Below are 17,471 nucleotides of genomic sequence, written 5' to 3' on the forward strand. Positions count from 1 at the left end.
CCGGAACATCCAATGAAACCGAAAAAAATTGGCGTAGTCATCACCACCTACAACCAACCCAAATGGCTTAAAAATGTACTGTTTGGCTATGAAGCCCAACGTCACAGTGATTTCACGGTAATTATCGCCGATGATGGATCAGGGCAACCTACGCGTGATGTTATCGAGTTTTTTAAAGCGCGCGGCAAATTGCGTATTGAGCATGTGTGGCATGAAGACAAAGGTTTTCAAAAATGCCAAATACTTAATAAAGCCATAGCAAAAACCGAATGTGATTATTTAATTTTCACCGATGGCGATTGCATACCCGAACCAGACTTTATCAGCCTGCATGAATCGCTGGCGCAACCGGGTTATTTTTTATCAGGTGGCTACGTCAAACTCACCACCCCCGTCTCGGAAAAAATTAGCGAAGCAGACATTGCGAGCGGCGTTATTTTTAATCTCGACTGGCTCAAAACCGCAGGTCAACCCAGCAGTCATAAACTATGGAAACTGATAAAAAATAAAACCCTGAAAGCCATTCTCAATGCCATCACCCCAACCAAAGCCACCTGGAATGGCATGAACAGTTCCACGTGGACCGCCGATATAAAAGCCTGTAATGGTTTTAATGAAGATATGCAGTACGGCGGACTGGATCGCGAACTGGGTGAACGCTTGTACAACCATGGCCTCAAAGGCAAACAAGTACGTTACAGCGTGAACTGTCTACACCTGGATCACCCGCGTGCTTACGATAATCCTGAAACCTGGAAAAAAAATTATGCGATCCGTAATGAAGTAAAACGTACGGGGCGGTTTTGGGCGGAGAATGGCATAGCGAAAACAGCGGTAACGGAGAACAGCACAAAATGAAGCTCAAGGAACTGCCAGGTTCACTCTGGACAGCGTGGAAACTCAAACGTTTGCCAAAAAAACAGCTGGTCAGCCCACAACAGCCTAGAATACCGGTAATTGTTTCATTAACGTCAATTCCTTCACGCCTTGATACTCTTCACCTCGTTATCCGCAGTCTGTTAGCCCAGACCCATCTGGCCGAAAAAATTCTGCTGTGGCTGCACAAGGATTTGGAATCAAAAATTCCATCCAGTTTAACTATGCTTGTCAGCGATATTTTTGAAATTCACTACGTGGATATGACTTGCTCGCATCGCAAATTAGTCCACAGCTTGACGCTGTATCCCGAAAAAATTATTGTCACCTGCGATGATGACCTGATGTACAACCCCAGTTGGCTGCAGCGACTCTATAAAGATCACTTAATCTACCCTGATCGAATTATTGCGCATGAATGCAGAGTGATCGCCTATGACAATCAGGGTGCACTATTAAATTATGATCAATGGAAAACCCAGATAGAGCCAGGTGTAAGCTCGCCCTGGATGATGCCTATTGGTTATGGCGGAGTGCTCTACCCACCCGGAGTATTACACCCCGATGTTACACGTGCAGATCTCTATTTGGCTTTGGCACCACGCGCCGATGATCTGTGGTTTAAAGCCATGTCATATTTAAACGGCACTATTACACAGCGATCACAACAACCAGGGCAAAAACCTACGCCGATTGCTGGCTCGCAAAAAGTATCACTCAAACACACCAATGTGCGCGAAAATGGTAACTATGAACAATGGCAAGCCATTTGCGATCACTATCAAATTCAAGGCCGATAATTTCAGCCAATACCAAAATAAAATTTTATGACAGAACCTATTGGCAGTTACCAAAGCGAACTAACAACCGCATTTCAGTCACCCGAGGTAATTGCACAGCTCAGCAATATTTCTGCACTCTTAAATAATCCACTGACACAACGCCTCTCCAATGGCCCGGATTATGTTGTAAAAACCCAGCTGTTTGTTAATACACAACCCATCGACATCACTATCAAAATATTCAAACGCCAAAACTGGCTTAAGGACTGGCATGATTGGCACAAGGGCTCCAAGGCAAAACGCTCCTATGATGCAGCGCGTTTTTTGCAAAGCAATGGAATAAATACACCGGCCCCCATTGCCTGGCTTGAGCGCTGGGATGGCAAGCGTTTGCTTGAAAGTTATTATGTTTGTTTATTCGAACCAGGCATTAGTTTCCGCGATGCCCTTTCCGATATTTATTACAACCAACGCAATAACGCACCATTGATGGATTTACTCCATGTAGTAGCACCCGCTATTCGCGCTATGCACGATGCTGGTTTTATGCACGGTGATATGGGGAATCAGAATATTTTGTTGCCTCGCAGTGAGTGCGACGCATGGCTTCAGCCACAGTTTATTGATTTGAATAGAGCTAAATATTCAAATACACCGCTAACACTTCAACAACGCGCATTTGATTTAGCCCGTATCGCCCTACCCGGCGCTTACCTGAAAATATTTAAAACCATTTATAACAATCATCAGGATTTCCCTGCTGATTTTGATAAGTTGGAACAAAAAGCACGGGATCGTTTTTGGAACCACCGCCGCAGCGGAAAATGGCGGCACCCTATTCGTCATTGGAAAAGTAAAAAACTACCCAAGAGCAACCCCATTTATCCACCCGTGCAAGACATTTGGTTATGGGATGAAAAGTCCGCGCAGCCCATGATTGTGCCCGGCCGAAAAGAAAAACATGCCTATCGCAACTGGCGCTATATGTTCTCCATGATGTGGCAAGGTTTGTGCGCCGCACCAAGCATATATAAGCGATATCAAAAATTATTAGCAGAAAGCTATAACGCACCAGTTGATATGAAGGGGCGAATTGGTATCGCCCTGCATCCGCACCCTGACTATATAGAGACAGAACTTGCACTGCTTGAGCAAATGGGTAATCCACCAGTGCTACTTCGCTTTTGTCACCACGAAACCACTATCGAATGGAACCGCACCATTGCCTTAGTGAAACAACTGCACGGCAAAGGTGTTGAGGTTATGCTCGCGGTATTACAAGACCGACAAGCATTATTGCAGCCCGATTCATGGAAAGCATTTTTAACGCTAATTATTGAAAGTGTTGGCGATAAGGTTGCGCATATTGAAATTACCCATGCAAGTAATCGTGTGAAATGGGGCATTTGGAGCAGTGATGAATATCAACAATTAATGGAACCCGCACTGGAACTACAGCAGCGTTTTCCACATATTCACCTTGTAGGGCCAGCGTGTATCGATTTTGAATATTTACCGGTTATTGCTGCACTAGGCACTCATCCGAAAGGTCAACCACTGGCAGCACTTTCACATTTACTTTATGTTGATAGACGCGGCGCACCCGAAAGTACACAGGGACATAAATTTTCAACGCTGGAAAAATCAGCACTACTCAAGGCATTGGCACAATGGTCAGACCGCTGCGTAGATAAAATAATCGTGTCGGAAGTAAACTGGCCGGTAAAACATACTGGAATTTGGTCGCCAATTGGCTGTCCCTATGAAACGCCCAAATGGCGGCGCGAACAACCGGGGGAGAATGATGATGACTACGCAAATTACATGCTACGTTATTATTTAATTACTCTATGCTCTGGACACGTTGAACAAGTGTTTTGGTGGAGACTTTCTGCGCACGGCTACGGGTTGGTTGATGATCGCGACAATTTCACTCCTCGCCCAGCATTTCACGCACTAGTACAACTTTTGAAACTTATTGGTAACGCAACTTTCACTAGAAAGTTAACGACCCCCCATAATATATATGCACTTGAATTTGATGCTGACGACAAAAAAATTGTTGTGGCTTGGACATCTGACAACACTACAACAAAGATCCCGAGCAACATTGACTATGAAAAAATATTGGATCGCAATGGTAAGCCATTAACAACGGCTACCATTTCTGCCGCACCAATTTATTTATGCAAAAACCTAAAACATCCGTGATGGATAGCAATTAGACGAGATGCTTGTCTGGTGTGGCCGGGCTCTTCCTTACCACACCAAAAAATTTTCAACCAAAACACTAAAACTACAACAACAACAAATCCTCTAGTTTTCCCACCCGTCTATCCAGCCAATCAAAAATTAACTGCTGCTTTTCTTCTGAAGCAGTTTCAATGCTTTGCACACATGCGAAAACAATATTTTGGTTGCGCTCCGCGCCATGTAACTTCATCTTGATTCGCCACAGGGATTGATCGGAAGGCTTAAGTTGCATATTTGCAGCTGAGCTTTTAACCTCAGCAAGACTATTTTTCAAATGAAAATGGGAACACAATCCCTCCGGAACAAACTGATCCGGCACGCGCAGATGCGCTTTAATATTTTTCAACATAGCGTCGGGAAATTGTAAAAACAACTGTTCCCAACTCGACTTTTTCCATGGGTGGGGTACATGAGGAAGACGGAAGTAGTGTTTTTTAAAACCAATAAGCTCAGCACACTGCTGCTGTAACCCCCAAAAACTAATACGATTTTTTTTACGGTTCGCGCCCAACAAATTACGCAGTGTTTTGAAGATCTGATTCCCCGGAATAGAAGCACTTAATCTTTTCCAGCGCCCACGAAGAACTACCTTACCATTCTTAAAGAAATCACCAGGAGTCACAGGGCGGACAATTACAAAATCATCATTAAAATAAATAAATTGCTCAGCCAAGCCTGGAATGCGCCACAGCAAACTGCTAATCGCCATGCTATTGAAGCTCGGCAAACAGTCCTCATGACCAGCAAATATTACTGAGTGATCGATAACTTTTACCTTATGCTCAAAAATACTCCCTTTAATTTTATCCATAAGCGCTGGCCGCTGATTGTCAGTGACTATATAAATAGTCTGCAACCAAGGGGCAAATTTCAGTAACGATGTAACGCAATAATCTATCTCGCCCGCATTGTGAAAGCGCGTTTTGCTCGCAGCGGCAGGTCTGGTACTACCAACGGACGCCAGGTAATTATTCAGCTTTTCAGCGTGGATTGGATCAGCGCCATCGACCCACATAATGACCGCGTCTATTGCTTCATTAACAATTGTTTCTGCCATAAATTTATCCGCATCGAGCTGTAAAAGTGCGCGCCATATTACACCATCACTGCTCTGGGTATCCGCCAAATAAACCGGGTTTTGGTGGGACTCAGGCAGCTAAAAGGCTATAATCGCAGCCAAATTTTTAGCCATTTTCGTTGACATAAACGTGTTAGCGACAGACCGAGAGAGCCAATATCGCTATGGAAAAGACCTACGAACCCCATGCTATTGAACGCCAGTGGTATCAAACCTGGGAAGAGCAAGGCTGTTTCAAACCAGCCGGCGAAGGCAACCCCTACTGCATTATGATCCCACCGCCAAATGTGACCGGTAGCTTGCATATGGGCCATGGTTTTAATAACGCAGTGATGGATGCATTGATTCGCTATCGCCGCATGAAGGGCGATGACACCCTGTGGCAAGTGGGTACTGACCACGCCGGTATTGCCACCCAAATGGTGGTTGAGCGTCAACTGGCTGCACAAGGTGTAAGCCGTCACGATTTGGGACGCGAAAAATTTCTGGAAAAAGTCTGGGAGTGGAAAGAACAATCTGGCGGCACTATCACCCGTCAAATTCGCCGTTTGGGTTCATCAGTGGATTGGAGCCGCGAGCGCTTTACTATGGATGATGGACTATCGACCGCAGTACAGGAAGCCTTTGTGCGCTTGTTTGAAGACGGCCTAATTTATCGCGGCAAACGCTTGGTCAATTGGGACCCTAAACTGCACACCGCTATTTCTGATCTGGAAGTGGAAAACCACGATGAAAAAGGTTCGTTGTGGAATCTGCGTTATCCGTTAGCCGATGGTGCAACCACGGCGGATGGTAAAAACTATTTAGTCGTCGCTACCACTCGCCCTGAAACCATGTTGGGCGACAGCGCTGTTGCGGTTCACCCTGAAGATGAGCGCTATAAATCGCTGATCGGCAAATTTGTCCTACTGCCATTAGTTAATCGTTTGATTCCAATTGTGGCCGATGATTACGTTGACCGCGAATTTGGTACCGGCTGCGTAAAAATTACTCCCGCACACGATTTTAACGACTATGAAGTAGGTAAGCGCCACAATTTGCCATTGATTAATGTGCTCGATAAAAATGCTGCCGTTTTAGCGACTGCACAAATTTTTAATTTAGATGGCACGCTCAACACCCAACTCAACAGCATCCTGCCCGCTCAATACGCCGGGCTTGATCGCTACGAAGCGCGCAAGCAAATTGTCGCTGCATTTGAAGCAGCTGAATTGCTGGAAAAAATTGACGATCACGGTTTGAAAGTACCACGCGGTGATCGCTCTGGCGTGGTGATCGAGCCTTGGCTGACTGACCAATGGTACGTGAGCACAAAGCCATTGGCAGAACCTGCAATCGCAGCCGTTGAAGATGGTCGCATCCAGTTTGTACCCAAACAATACGAAAACATGTACTTCTCCTGGATGCGCGATATTCAGGATTGGTGTATCAGTCGGCAATTGTGGTGGGGCCACCGTATCCCCGCATGGTATGACGCAAGCGGCAAAGTTTACGTTGGTCGCAATGAAGCTGAAGTACGTAGCAAATATAATCTTGGTGCTGATGTAACACTGAATCAGGACGAAGATGTATTGGATACCTGGTTCAGTTCAGGCTTATGGACTTTCTCAACACTCGGCTGGCCAGAGCAAACGGAATTTTTGAAAAAATTCCATCCGACTGATTTGTTGGTGACCGGTTTCGATATTATTTTCTTCTGGGTTGCGCGCATGATTATGCTCACCATGCATTTGGTGAAACATGAAGACGGCACGCCGCAAATTCCGTTCAAAACCGTTTATGTGCACGGTTTAGTGCGCGATGGCCAAGGCCAAAAAATGTCCAAGTCCAAGGGCAACGTGCTCGATCCACTCGACATTATTGATGGCATTGATTTGGAAACCCTGGTGCAAAAACGCACTACTGGTTTGATGAACCCCAAAGATGCCGCCAAAATCGATAAACAAACCCGCAAAGAATTTCCGGAGGGTATTCAAGCTTACGGCACCGATGCGTTGCGTTTTACCTTCTGCTCACTTGCATCAACCGGCCGCGATATTAAATTTGATATGGGTCGTGTAGAAGGCTATCGCAACTTCTGCAACAAAATATGGAATGCCACCCGCTATGTACTAATGCACTGCGATGAACAAGATTGCGGGCAAGATGGCGCAACTGATTTCGAATTATCAGTTGCCGATCGCTGGATTATTAGCAAATTACAATTAGCAGAAAAATCCGTTGCGGAGCATCTGGATAACTATCGCCTGGATTTGGCTGCACAGGCCATTTATGAATTTATCTGGAATGAATACTGCGATTGGTATCTCGAATTATCCAAACCGGTAATCTGGAACGCGGATGCTTCTGCGGAGCAGAAAAAAGGCACACGCCGCACCTTGATTCGTGTGCTCGAAACCATTCTGCGCTTAGCGCATCCGCTTATGCCATTTATCACCGAAGAAATTTGGCAAAAAATAAAACCGCTTGCTGGTGTTACGGGCGATTTCATTATGCATGCCCCCTACCCCCAAGCCGATGACAGCAAAATCGATCAACAGGCACTGAATGATGTTGAGTGGCTGCAAGCCGTGATTTTAGGTGTGCGCAACATTCGCGGCGAAATGAATATTTCCCCCGCAAAAGATTTGCCTGTGCTGTTTAAAAATGGCACCAATGAAGATCAACAGCGCCTGCAGAACAACCAGCAGTTCCTCAAAAAACTGGCATCACTGGAAAGCGTTACCTGGCTAAATGCGGGTGATGCCGAACCCATGTCTGCCACTACATTGGTAGGGCAAATGGAAATACTGGTGCCCATGGCAGGACTGATTGATAAAGATGCTGAAATCGCTCGCCTCACCAAAGAAAGTACCAAGTTGATTCAGGATATAGAACGAACTGAAATCAAACTGAACAATGAGGCGTTTGTAGCAAAAGCACCCGCTGACGTGGTTGCGAATGAGCGCAACCGTGTTGCAGAACATAAAATTGCGGTGGAAAAATTGCGCGAACAAATCCAAAAAATCAGTGCGCTATAAAAAGTACCAGCGTAAACAAACAAAAAAGCCGATGGAAAAACATCGGCTTTTTTGTTGGAACTTTTTTGTGTTGTCTTAAGTCACGCTGGGCATCGCTGCATTGAACAACAACCTACAAAATAATTTTTAAACCGTAGAAAAACAAAAAGCCCAATCTTTTAATTGGGCTTTTTGTTTGAATTCAATGGCGGAGAAGGGGGGAGTCGAACCCCCGATACCCTTTTGAGGTATGCTCCCTTAGCAGGGGAGTGCCTTCGGCCACTCGGCCACTTCTCCACATCTACTGAAGCGAAGCAGGCTCCGTCTCAGCAGGTGCGGCATAATACCATAAATCTCTAAAAATCAAAGTCTTGAATTAAAAATTACGAAATAAAATAGTGTTTTCTTTGTCTTCAAACGCGGCGTAAACATTCCATAGAATAAAAAACGAAACACCATAAACAGCTACGCGGCGGATGATATCTCATGCCGCCGCGTAATTGAAAAGCGCCAAACAACAAAACGAAACTAAAATTTTAATCGTCTTGTTCTTCTTGATTTTGCTTTTCGCGCTGAATACGCTGATAAATTTCTTCGCGATGAACTGCAATATCTTTAGGAGCGTTGACACCAATACGAACCTGGTTGCCCTTTACACCTAAAACAGTAACGGTAACTTCGTCACCTACCATCAAGGTTTCGCCAATACGGCGAGTTAAAATTAACATCTTTAATCTCCTTCACTCATCCTGTAAGAGTACGATTTAGGCACCCCTTGCCACCATCGCCCCCCGAACACCCCCTGTCGCGTCCTGACAACCAAGTGCCTGGATCTAAGTATCGTCTACTTTTCACGAAAGGGAAGAAAACCCTAACATTTTTCTATTTGCTACAATCACAAACAGAAACACAACGCACACACCTTAACTAAACCGTCGCAATTAGAAGACTTAGCCCCTTACACGGCCTTCTGACGGTTCGGCATCCAAACCAAAAGCGGTGTGCAAACTACGCACAGCCAACTCCAAGTAACGCTCATCAATGATCACAGAAATTTTAATTTCAGATGTTGTGATCATTTGAATATTAATACGATCTTCCGCTAAAGCCGTAAACATTTTCGATGCAACGCCAGCATGAGAACGCATACCTACACCAACAATTGACACTTTAGCAACCTGATCATCACTGCGAACTTCACGGGCACCTATATCTTTGGCAACCGCTTCTAACACAGAGACTGCTTTATTCATGTCATTTTTATGGACAGTAAAAGTCAAATCAGTGGTGCCATCCGCAGACACATTCTGCACAATAACATCAACTTCTATATTTGCGGCACCGATTGGTGCAAGAATTTTTGCCGCTACGCCCGGAGTATCAGGTACACCAGCAACAGTTACTTTAGCTTCATCACGGTTAAATGCGATACCGGAAACAATAGGTTGTTCCATAGTTGAATCTTCCTCGTCGAGGGTAATCAGGGTTCCAGGGCCTTCTTTGAAACTGTGCAGCACGCGCAGTGGCACTTTATATTTACCAGCAAACTCTACAGAGCGGATTTGCAGCACTTTAGAGCCTTGACTAGCCATTTCCAGCATTTCTTCAAAGGTAATTTTTTCCAAGCGACGCGCGCGCTCACAAACACGAGGGTCGGTAGTGTATACGCCGTCCACATCGGTATAGATTTGACATTCGTCGGCTTTAAGTGCTGCAGCCAAAGCTACGCCAGTCGTGTCTGAGCCTCCACGACCCAAGGTTGTGATATTGCCCTGCTCATCTACCCCCTGGAATCCAGCAACTACCACTACACGACCAGCACTGAGGTCAGCACGCATGTTTTCTTCATCAATTGACTGAATTCGCGCCTTGGTGTGGGCATTGTCGGTAAGAATTCTAACCTGTGAACCAGTGTATGAACGAGCATCAACTCCACGCTTTTTGAGTGCCATACAAAGCAGAGCAATAGTCACCTGCTCCCCGGTTGAGACCAACACATCCAACTCCCGCGGATCGGGTGTTGCTTGCACTTGCTGAGCCAAACCAATCAAACGATTGGTTTCGCCACTCATTGCAGACAGCACCACTACCATATCGTGCCCCTGCGCACGGAAACCAGCTACTTTGTCAGCAACTTGCTCAATACGCTCAATGGAGCCAACAGAGGTGCCACCGTATTTCTGAACCAATAAGCTCATTACAGCCTATCCTTCTATCAATTGACGATTGCTAATATTTACTAACTAAATCACGAAAAAGGCGCCAATTAAACACCAGATTGCGACAAAAGTTAACCCAAATGGGTGATAAAAACCGATTAATAGCCTTTCCACACCCGTACCGTACAAGTATTAAACAAGTCGGCCACTAACCCATGGCACTACCGAAGCTAATGCAGCATCGAGTGCGGCAACATCAGTGCCACCACCTTGGGCCATATCCGGTCGGCCGCCACCCTTGCCACCTATTTGGCCAGCCACATAGCCCATCAGATCCCCCGCTTTTACTTTTGCGGTTATGTCCTGGGTTACACCGGCAATCAGTGAAACCTTGCCATCCTCAACAGCAGCTAAAAGCACCACCGCAGAGCCCAACTTATTTTTAAACTGATCCGCCGTGTCACGAAGAGATTTGGCATCAGCACCATCAAGATTCAAGGCAAGTACTTTAATACCTGCAACATCTATCGCTTGCGTGAGTACATCACCACTGCCAGCGGTCGCCAATTTGGTTTTAAGACCTGCTAAGTCTTTTTCCAATTTGCGGTTTTGCGCAACCAGTGCTTCAAGCTTTTCAATTAACGAGTCGCGATTCGCCTTAAGGCTGCGGCCTGCGCTATCCACCAGAGCTTCAACCTGGTCAAACAACGTCAGCGCCTTGGCACCGGTGATCGCTTCAATACGACGCACACCTGCCGCTACACCAGACTCAGAGGTAATGCGAAACAAACCTATATCACCAGTGCGATTGACGTGGGTACCGCCGCACAACTCAACAGAGAAACCATCTCCCATAGTCAGTACACGCACAGTATCGCCGTATTTTTCGCCAAACAGCGCCATAGCGCCTCTGGCTTTGGCAGCTTCCATATCGCAAAGATCAGTGGCAACTACAGAATTGGCTCGAATTTGATCATTTACCAAGGTTTCAATGGCTTTTAATTGATCAGCAGTCACAGCTTCAAAATGTGAAAAGTCAAATCGTAGGCGTTCAGAATCTACCAATGAACCTTTTTGCGTCACATGCTCGCCCAACACCTTACGTAAAGCAGCATGCATGAGATGTGTTGCCGAGTGATTCAATGCGGTCGCTTGGCGCACACTGGCATCAACTTTGGCAACAACGCTGTCGCCAACCGATATTGCCCCCTGTAGCACACGGACCAGATGTAAATGCGATACACCCTGTTTTTGACAGTCGCGCACTTCAAGGCGATTAGTTCCCAGCTCCAAATAACCGCAATCACCTGCTTGACCACCAGATTCAGCGTAGAAAGGTGTACGATCAAGCACTACCGCACCATCGTCACCTTCAACCAACCGCTCAACTTTTTTCCCATCTTTGACCAGTGCGAGCACCTTGCCTTGCTCTGCCAAAGAGCTGTAGCCGAGGAATTCACTCGCTGGTAAATCAAGGCCGGCAGCGTTGTAATCCACTTTGAAACTACCCGCTGCGCGAGCGCGAGCGCGCTGTTCAGCCATAGCGGCCTCATAGCCTTCCTGATCGATGGTCAAGCCGCGTTCGCGGGCAATGTCAGCCGTCAAATCAACTGGAAAACCATAGGTGTCATAAAGGGTAAAAACGATTTTGCCGGGGACTTCAGTACCAGAGAGCTTGCCCAAGGCATCCTCAAGGACGGCGATTCCTTTATCGAGCGTCTTTTCAAACTGTTCTTCTTCTTGCAGCAACACACGCTCGATTTGTGCCTGATTTTTATACAACTCGGGGTATGCATCACCCATTACTTCCGCTAATGCCTTGGCCAGCTTATGGAAGAAAGGTTGCTTTTGGCCGAGTTGGTTGCCGTGGCGAATAGCACGGCGAATGATGCGACGCAGGACATAACCGCGGCCTTCATTAGAGGGCACAACACCATCGCTGATCAGGAATGAGCAGGAGCGTATATGGTCAGCAATTACACGCAGGGATTTGTTTTCCATGTCGTGGTTGCCGGTGACATCGGCCGCTGCTTGTAACAGATGTTGAAACAGGTCGATTTCGTAGTTGGAATGCACATGCTGCATCACCGCTGAAATACGTTCCAAGCCCATACCGGTATCGACCGATGGCGCTGGCAGCGGATGCAAAACACCGTCCGCAGTGCGGTTAAACTGCATGAACACATTGTTCCAGATTTCAATGTAGCGATCGCCGTCCTCCTCAGGTGAACCCGGTGGACCACCCCAGATATCCGCGCCATGATCGTAGAAAATTTCAGTGCAAGGACCACAAGGACCGGTATCACCCATCGCCCAGAAGTTATCAGATGCGTAGGGCGCGCCTTTATTATCACCAATGCGAATGATGCGCTCTGCGGGTACACCAACGTCTTTATTCCAAATATCGTAAGCTTCATCGTCTGAAGCATAGACAGTTACCCAGAGTTTTTCGGCGGGGATATTGAGCCAATCTTTTGCGGTGAGGAATTCCCATGCGTAGCGAATAGCATCGTGTTTGAAGTAATCGCCAAAGCTGAAATTACCTAGCATTTCAAAGAAAGTGTGGTGACGTGCGGTATAGCCAACATTTTCCAGGTCGTTGTGTTTACCACCTGCGCGTACACAGCGCTGGGAACTGGTAGCGCGATTGTAAGAGCGCTTGTCGCCCCCAAGGAATACGTCTTTGAATTGATTCATACCCGCATTGGTAAACAACAGCGTAGGGTCGTTTTCAGGAACCAGCGAACTGCTAGCAACAATAGTGTGACCTTTACTTTCAAAGTACTTCAAAAAGGCGTTGCGAATTTCAGCGCTCTTCATAATGCATCCACTAGATGTTCAAATTTCTAAGATCGCGCCTGCTTAATCAAGCGCGATGCTGTTCAATCTCTTCCGCGCCTAACTTGCGCGCTTCATGCTCCAGCATCACAGGGATACCATCGCGAATGGGGTATGCCAACCCGCTCTGCCAACAAATCAACTCCTGCTGTTCCGGCTTATACTCAAGCTCGCCTTTACTCACAGGACACACCAAAATACTGAGTAATTTTTTATCTATCATGATCTTAGGCCGCGATTAGAACTGCAGGGGGCGGTATCTTACACTGCCTTTTGCAGCCCTGTCTCTAGAGCCTCTTGGCTATCGCGGGAATTTGGGATTTAAATAACCAGACAACTACTGGCTCGGCATCGCGCCAACCAACAACTGTGGATCAACACGCTCCTCAAACCAATTCATCCGCCAATCCAAATGCGGACCTGTTGCGCGGCCAGTTTTACCTACCTTGGCGATGGCTTGACCTTGAACTATTTCATCACCCTTTTTTACCAAAATTTCGCTCAAGTGAATAAAGGTGGAGGACAAGCCATGCCCATGATCGATAATCAGAGTCCCGCCTGAAAAAAACATATCCGGATGTACAAGTGTGACTACACCGCCTGCAGGCGCATTTACGACAGTCCCGACTGGACGCGCGATGTCCACACCGTAATGGGGGGTGTTGGGGACGCCATTGTAAACACGCTGACTACCGTATACGCCGGTGATGGGGCCAACCAAAGGCCATACAAATTCCTGAGCAAAAAACCGCAATGGCAAATTACCTTTGCGTGCATCAGCAGCCATTTGTGCTTCGCGGCGCGCGCGCGCGACTTGTTCGGGATCAGGCTCCACCGTCTGTTGCGGTACTCCTGTCACCCTCTGAATGTTGTAACTACGCTGCTTTACGGCAAACCTATGCTCAGTGCGGCCGCCTTGTGCATCAATTACTACTAGCGTTGCATGATCGGGTGCATCCCGTCCCAAACCAATGACAAACTCCCGCAGGGAAGAAAGTTGCAATTTCTTTCCGCGATATTCAATCTGACTACCATCCGGCACCTTACCGACAATAACCCCACCCTGTTGCCAGCTGCCACGCAACTCGAGCCCAAAGGCATGAATGCTCACCAGGGAAAACAACAAAAACACAAAAAACCTGCGCTTCATGGCAACTACTCATAACAACAAATAACGGACAAAAAAAACGGCAGCCAGGCTGCCGTTTTTAAGAGACCACTGTTTTAGACAGACTTGTCTTCTACACGCAGGATCTTCATCGTGTTGGTACCGCCCAGCAAGTTAGTATCACCGCTGGAGACTATCACCAAATCACCGTTCACCAATTCTCCTTGCGCCTTAAGCAGACCAATGGCGCGAGCAAAATCTTGCGCACAAGGGGTACTGTCCGTATCGAAAGCGATTGGTTGAACACCACGATATAACGCCATTTTACGCTGAGTCCCCACATGACGAGAGAAAGCAAAAATTGGCAGCTGTGAACCTACACGAGACATCAAACGCGGGGTACTACCTGATTCGGTGAAAGAGATAATCGCTTTCACGCCATCAAGGTGGTTGGCGGTAAACATTGAAGCCAAGGCAATTGATTCATCAACAGTGCTAAAAGCCTGATCCATACGATAGTTGTCAAAACTCGCCGTTGGATGCTTCTCGGCGCCGAGAATGATACGCACCATTGCCTCTACAGTTTCCACTGGAAAACTACCAGCAGCAGTTTCAGCAGACAACATTACTGCGTCAGTGCCATCAAGCACAGCGTTGGCAACGTCGAATACTTCTGCACGGGTAGGCAATGGGCTGTTGATCATTGACTCCATCATCTGAGTCGCCGTGATTACCACTTTATTCAACGCACGTGAGCGGGCGATGATGCGTTTTTGCACACCAATCAAGGCAGCATCACCAATTTCAACACCCAAGTCGCCACGCGCGACCATCACTGCATCGCTCGCCATGATAATGCCATCGAGGGTTTCATCATCGGCAACTGCTTCTGCACGCTCAACTTTGGAAACCAATCCCGCACGACCACCGGCCTCAAGCATCAGCTTACGCGCGAAATGCATATCTTCAGCGGAACGTGGAAAAGATACCGCCAAATAATCCACATCAATTTCAGCGGCAGTCTTGATATCGGCAATGTCTTTTTCTGTCAGCGCCGGCGCAGTTAAACCACCACCTTGACGGTTAATACCTTTATTGTTCGATAAAGGACCGGCCACTTTGGTGGTGGTATAAATACGCGGGCCTTCGATTTTGTCGACCTGCAGCACTACACGACCATCATCCAACAAGAGCACATCACCAGGCTTACAGTCGTTGGGCAACTCTTTATAGTCGATACCAACTTGATCCTGATTGCCAGCATCGCGCTCAAGCGTTGCATCCAGAACAAACTTATCACCCACTTTCAGATAAATTTTACCTTCTGCAAAACGCGCAACGCGAATTTTGGGGCCTTGCAGATCACCCAATACGGCCACAAAACGATTGTGTTTCGCCGCCAATGCACGAACAGTTTCCGCGCGACGCTTATGATCCTCTGGAGAGCCGTGTGAAAAGTTCAACCGCACAACATTCACACCCGCCAGAATAAGCTTCTCAAGTACTTCCGGCGATTCAGAGGCCGGGCCGAGGGTACTGACAATCTTGGTACGTCTTAACATAACTGACTCTCTTATTTGGCGTTCATCAATGCAATGGTGTTATCCAACATGCGGTTTGAAAAACCCCATTCGTTATCGTACCAAGCCAATACTTTCACCCACTTGCCATACACTTTGGTTTGCAGTGAGTCATAGTTGGAAGAGTGCGGATTGTGGTTAAAATCGATTGAAACCAGCGGCTCATCAACGAATGCCAAAACACCTGGCATTTCTGTTTCAGCAGCTTTTTTCATCGCAGCGTTAATGGCTTCAACGCTTACGTCTTTTTCTACCAATACGTTCAGGTCAACCAAGGATACGTTGATGGTAGGAACGCGCACTGAAATACCATCCATTTTGCCTTTCAATTCCGGCAATACCAAACCAACCGCTTTTGCAGCGCCAGTGGTAGTGGGGATCATTGATTGGGTAGCTGAACGCGCACGATAGATATCTTTGTGGAATACGTCAGACAACACCTGATCATTGGTATAAGAGTGAATGGTGGTCATAGAGCCTTGCACGATTGTGAAGTTATCGTTCAACACTTTAGCAACCGGTGCCAAGCAGTTAGTCGTGCAAGAGGCGTTAGAGATAATGGTGTCAGTGGCTTTTAATACTTTGTCGTTTACACCGAATACCACGGTTGCATCAACATCGGTACCAGGAGCAGAGATGATGACTTTCTTGGCGCCAGCAGCCAAATGCAAACCGGCTTTTTCTTTGCTGGTGAAAATACCGGTACATTCGTACACCACATCCACATTCAATTCGCCCCAGGGCAACTTGGCAGGATCGCGCTCGGAAGTAATACGGATAGCATCGCCGTTAACGAACATGGTATCGCCTTCAAATTTAACGGTGCCGTTAAATCCGCCATGAACAGAATCGTATTTGGTGAGATGGGCATTGAGGTGAGCATCACCCAAGTCGTTGATACCAACGATCTGGATTTGGCTGCGCTTGCCTGATTCATACAAGGCACGCAGTACATTGCGACCGATACGACCGTAACCGTTAATTGCCACTCTAATCATTACATTCTCCTGAATAATTTGTTCATTGATTTTTGCTGTAGAGGCGCCGTTTGCTGCGCCCTTTTCCGGCGCTTAATACGCCCGTTTCTTGTATTCATTAGGCGCAGCAAGCACAAGCAGCTGCCTCCAGGTTTTAACCACGTGGCAGGCTTGCTGCTTCACGCGCAAGGCGCTCGATTTCATCCCAGCGTCCGGCTTTCATCAATTCTTTAGGCGCCATCCAAGTACCGCCTACGCAATGCACGTTGGGCAGGGCCAGATAGCTTGGTGCTTTAGCCAAATCAATACCACCCGTTGGGCAGAAAGTAATTTGCGGCAAAGGACCGGCAATTGACTTCAACATCGGCACACCGCCCGCTGCTTCAGCCGGAAAGAACTTTTGATGGGTAAAACCTTGTACGTAGAGATTCATTGCTTCCGTTGGTGTTGCAACACCGGCCAACAGCGGAACCGGACAAGCTTTAGCCGCTTCGATCAGCGCCGGTGTAGTGCCAGGGCTCACCAAAAAGGTTGAACCGGCTTTTACCGCTTTTTCTAAGTCTGCCGGGGTAATAATAGTGCCAGCACCAATTACCGCGTCATCGGGCAAGTCTTCCACCATGGCGCTGATGGCATCCAGTGCACAGGGGGTACGCAGGGTAATTTCCAACACTTTCAAGCCACCGTTATAAAGCGCTCTGGCCAAGGGCACAGCATCTTCAATGCGCTCTACCACCATAACGGGTACGACTGGCGCTACTCTGACAATTTGATCGATAGTTAAAGCCACTGTATGTCCCTCGTTGTTCAAAAAAGTTCGA

Annotated in this window: 13 protein-coding genes and 1 tRNA gene; 4 read left to right on the forward strand and 10 right to left on the reverse strand. The window is 47.1% G+C overall.

Annotated features, from left to right (window positions below; translation table 11 throughout):
* Nucleotides 1-12 precede the first annotated feature (12 nt).
* Genes NNX04_RS07730 through NNX04_RS07740 form a run of 3 tightly spaced genes read left to right on the forward strand, consistent with a single transcriptional unit; the run spans nt 13 to nt 3,869 of the window.
* Complete coding sequence (locus NNX04_RS07730; RefSeq protein WP_261948045.1) at nt 13-858, forward strand: glycosyltransferase family 2 protein; 846 nt, start codon at nt 13-15, stop codon at nt 856-858.
* Entirely contained in the window at nt 855-1,676 is an 822-nt protein-coding gene (locus NNX04_RS07735; protein ID WP_261948046.1) for a glycosyltransferase family 2 protein, read from the forward strand. Before NNX04_RS07730 ends, NNX04_RS07735 begins: the two co-directional genes overlap by 4 nt.
* 27 nt (nt 1,677-1,703) lie before the next feature.
* Nucleotides 1,704-3,869: a lipopolysaccharide kinase InaA family protein gene (locus NNX04_RS07740; RefSeq protein ID WP_261948047.1), complete on the forward strand. Its 2,166-nt coding sequence runs from the start codon at nt 1,704-1,706 to the stop codon at nt 3,867-3,869.
* 85 nt (nt 3,870-3,954) lie between these two features.
* Here the strand turns inward: NNX04_RS07740 and NNX04_RS07745 are convergent, their stop codons facing one another.
* Nucleotides 3,955-4,968, reverse strand: a complete 1,014-nt coding sequence (locus NNX04_RS07745) for a stealth family protein (RefSeq protein WP_261948048.1) — start codon at nt 4,966-4,968, stop codon at nt 3,955-3,957.
* Nucleotides 4,969-5,153: 185 nt separating this feature from the next.
* Here NNX04_RS07745 and NNX04_RS07750 point away from each other — a divergent pair, with 185 nt between their 5' ends.
* A complete protein-coding gene (locus tag NNX04_RS07750) occupies nt 5,154-8,009 on the forward strand; it encodes a valine--tRNA ligase (RefSeq protein ID WP_261948049.1) in 2,856 nt (951 codons plus the stop codon).
* 185 nt (nt 8,010-8,194) lie between these two features.
* Here NNX04_RS07750 and NNX04_RS07755 read toward each other — a convergent pair.
* The 9 genes from NNX04_RS07755 to eda form a co-directional block, all read right to left on the reverse strand.
* A tRNA-Ser gene (locus NNX04_RS07755) sits at nt 8,195-8,285 on the reverse strand.
* 239 nt (nt 8,286-8,524) lie between these two features.
* Nucleotides 8,525-8,716 (reverse strand): carbon storage regulator CsrA, encoded by a 192-nt coding sequence (gene csrA / locus NNX04_RS07760; protein WP_007642906.1) that lies wholly within the window; start codon nt 8,714-8,716, stop codon nt 8,525-8,527.
* A gap of 222 nt (nt 8,717-8,938) precedes the next feature.
* A complete protein-coding gene (locus NNX04_RS07765) occupies nt 8,939-10,186 on the reverse strand; it encodes an aspartate kinase (protein ID WP_007642908.1) in 1,248 nt (415 codons plus the stop codon).
* Between the two features lie 153 nt (nt 10,187-10,339).
* Entirely contained in the window at nt 10,340-12,967 is a 2,628-nt protein-coding gene (gene alaS, locus NNX04_RS07770) for an alanine--tRNA ligase (protein WP_261948050.1), read from the reverse strand.
* Nucleotides 12,968-13,013: 46 nt separating this feature from the next.
* Entirely contained in the window at nt 13,014-13,208 is a 195-nt protein-coding gene (locus NNX04_RS07775) for a Trm112 family protein (protein WP_007642910.1), read from the reverse strand.
* A 114-nt stretch (nt 13,209-13,322) separates the two neighbouring features.
* A complete protein-coding gene (locus NNX04_RS07780; protein ID WP_261948051.1) occupies nt 13,323-14,135 on the reverse strand; it encodes a M23 family metallopeptidase in 813 nt (270 codons plus the stop codon).
* A 74-nt stretch (nt 14,136-14,209) separates the two neighbouring features.
* Nucleotides 14,210-15,655, reverse strand: coding sequence for a pyruvate kinase (pyk, locus tag NNX04_RS07785; protein ID WP_007642912.1), 1,446 nt, complete (start codon nt 15,653-15,655; stop codon nt 14,210-14,212).
* 11 nt (nt 15,656-15,666) lie between these two features.
* Entirely contained in the window at nt 15,667-16,671 is a 1,005-nt protein-coding gene (gap, locus tag NNX04_RS07790; RefSeq protein ID WP_040392276.1) for a type I glyceraldehyde-3-phosphate dehydrogenase, read from the reverse strand.
* 133 nt (nt 16,672-16,804) lie between these two features.
* The gene (gene eda, locus NNX04_RS07795; protein ID WP_007642915.1) at nt 16,805-17,440 is read right to left on the reverse strand and encodes a bifunctional 4-hydroxy-2-oxoglutarate aldolase/2-dehydro-3-deoxy-phosphogluconate aldolase; all 636 of its coding nucleotides are present in this window, start codon (nt 17,438-17,440) and stop codon (nt 16,805-16,807) included.
* Between the last annotated feature and the right edge of the window lie 31 nt (nt 17,441-17,471).

The organism is Cellvibrio sp. QJXJ, assembly GCF_024452345.1.
Taxonomy (GTDB): domain Bacteria; phylum Pseudomonadota; class Gammaproteobacteria; order Pseudomonadales; family Cellvibrionaceae; genus Cellvibrio.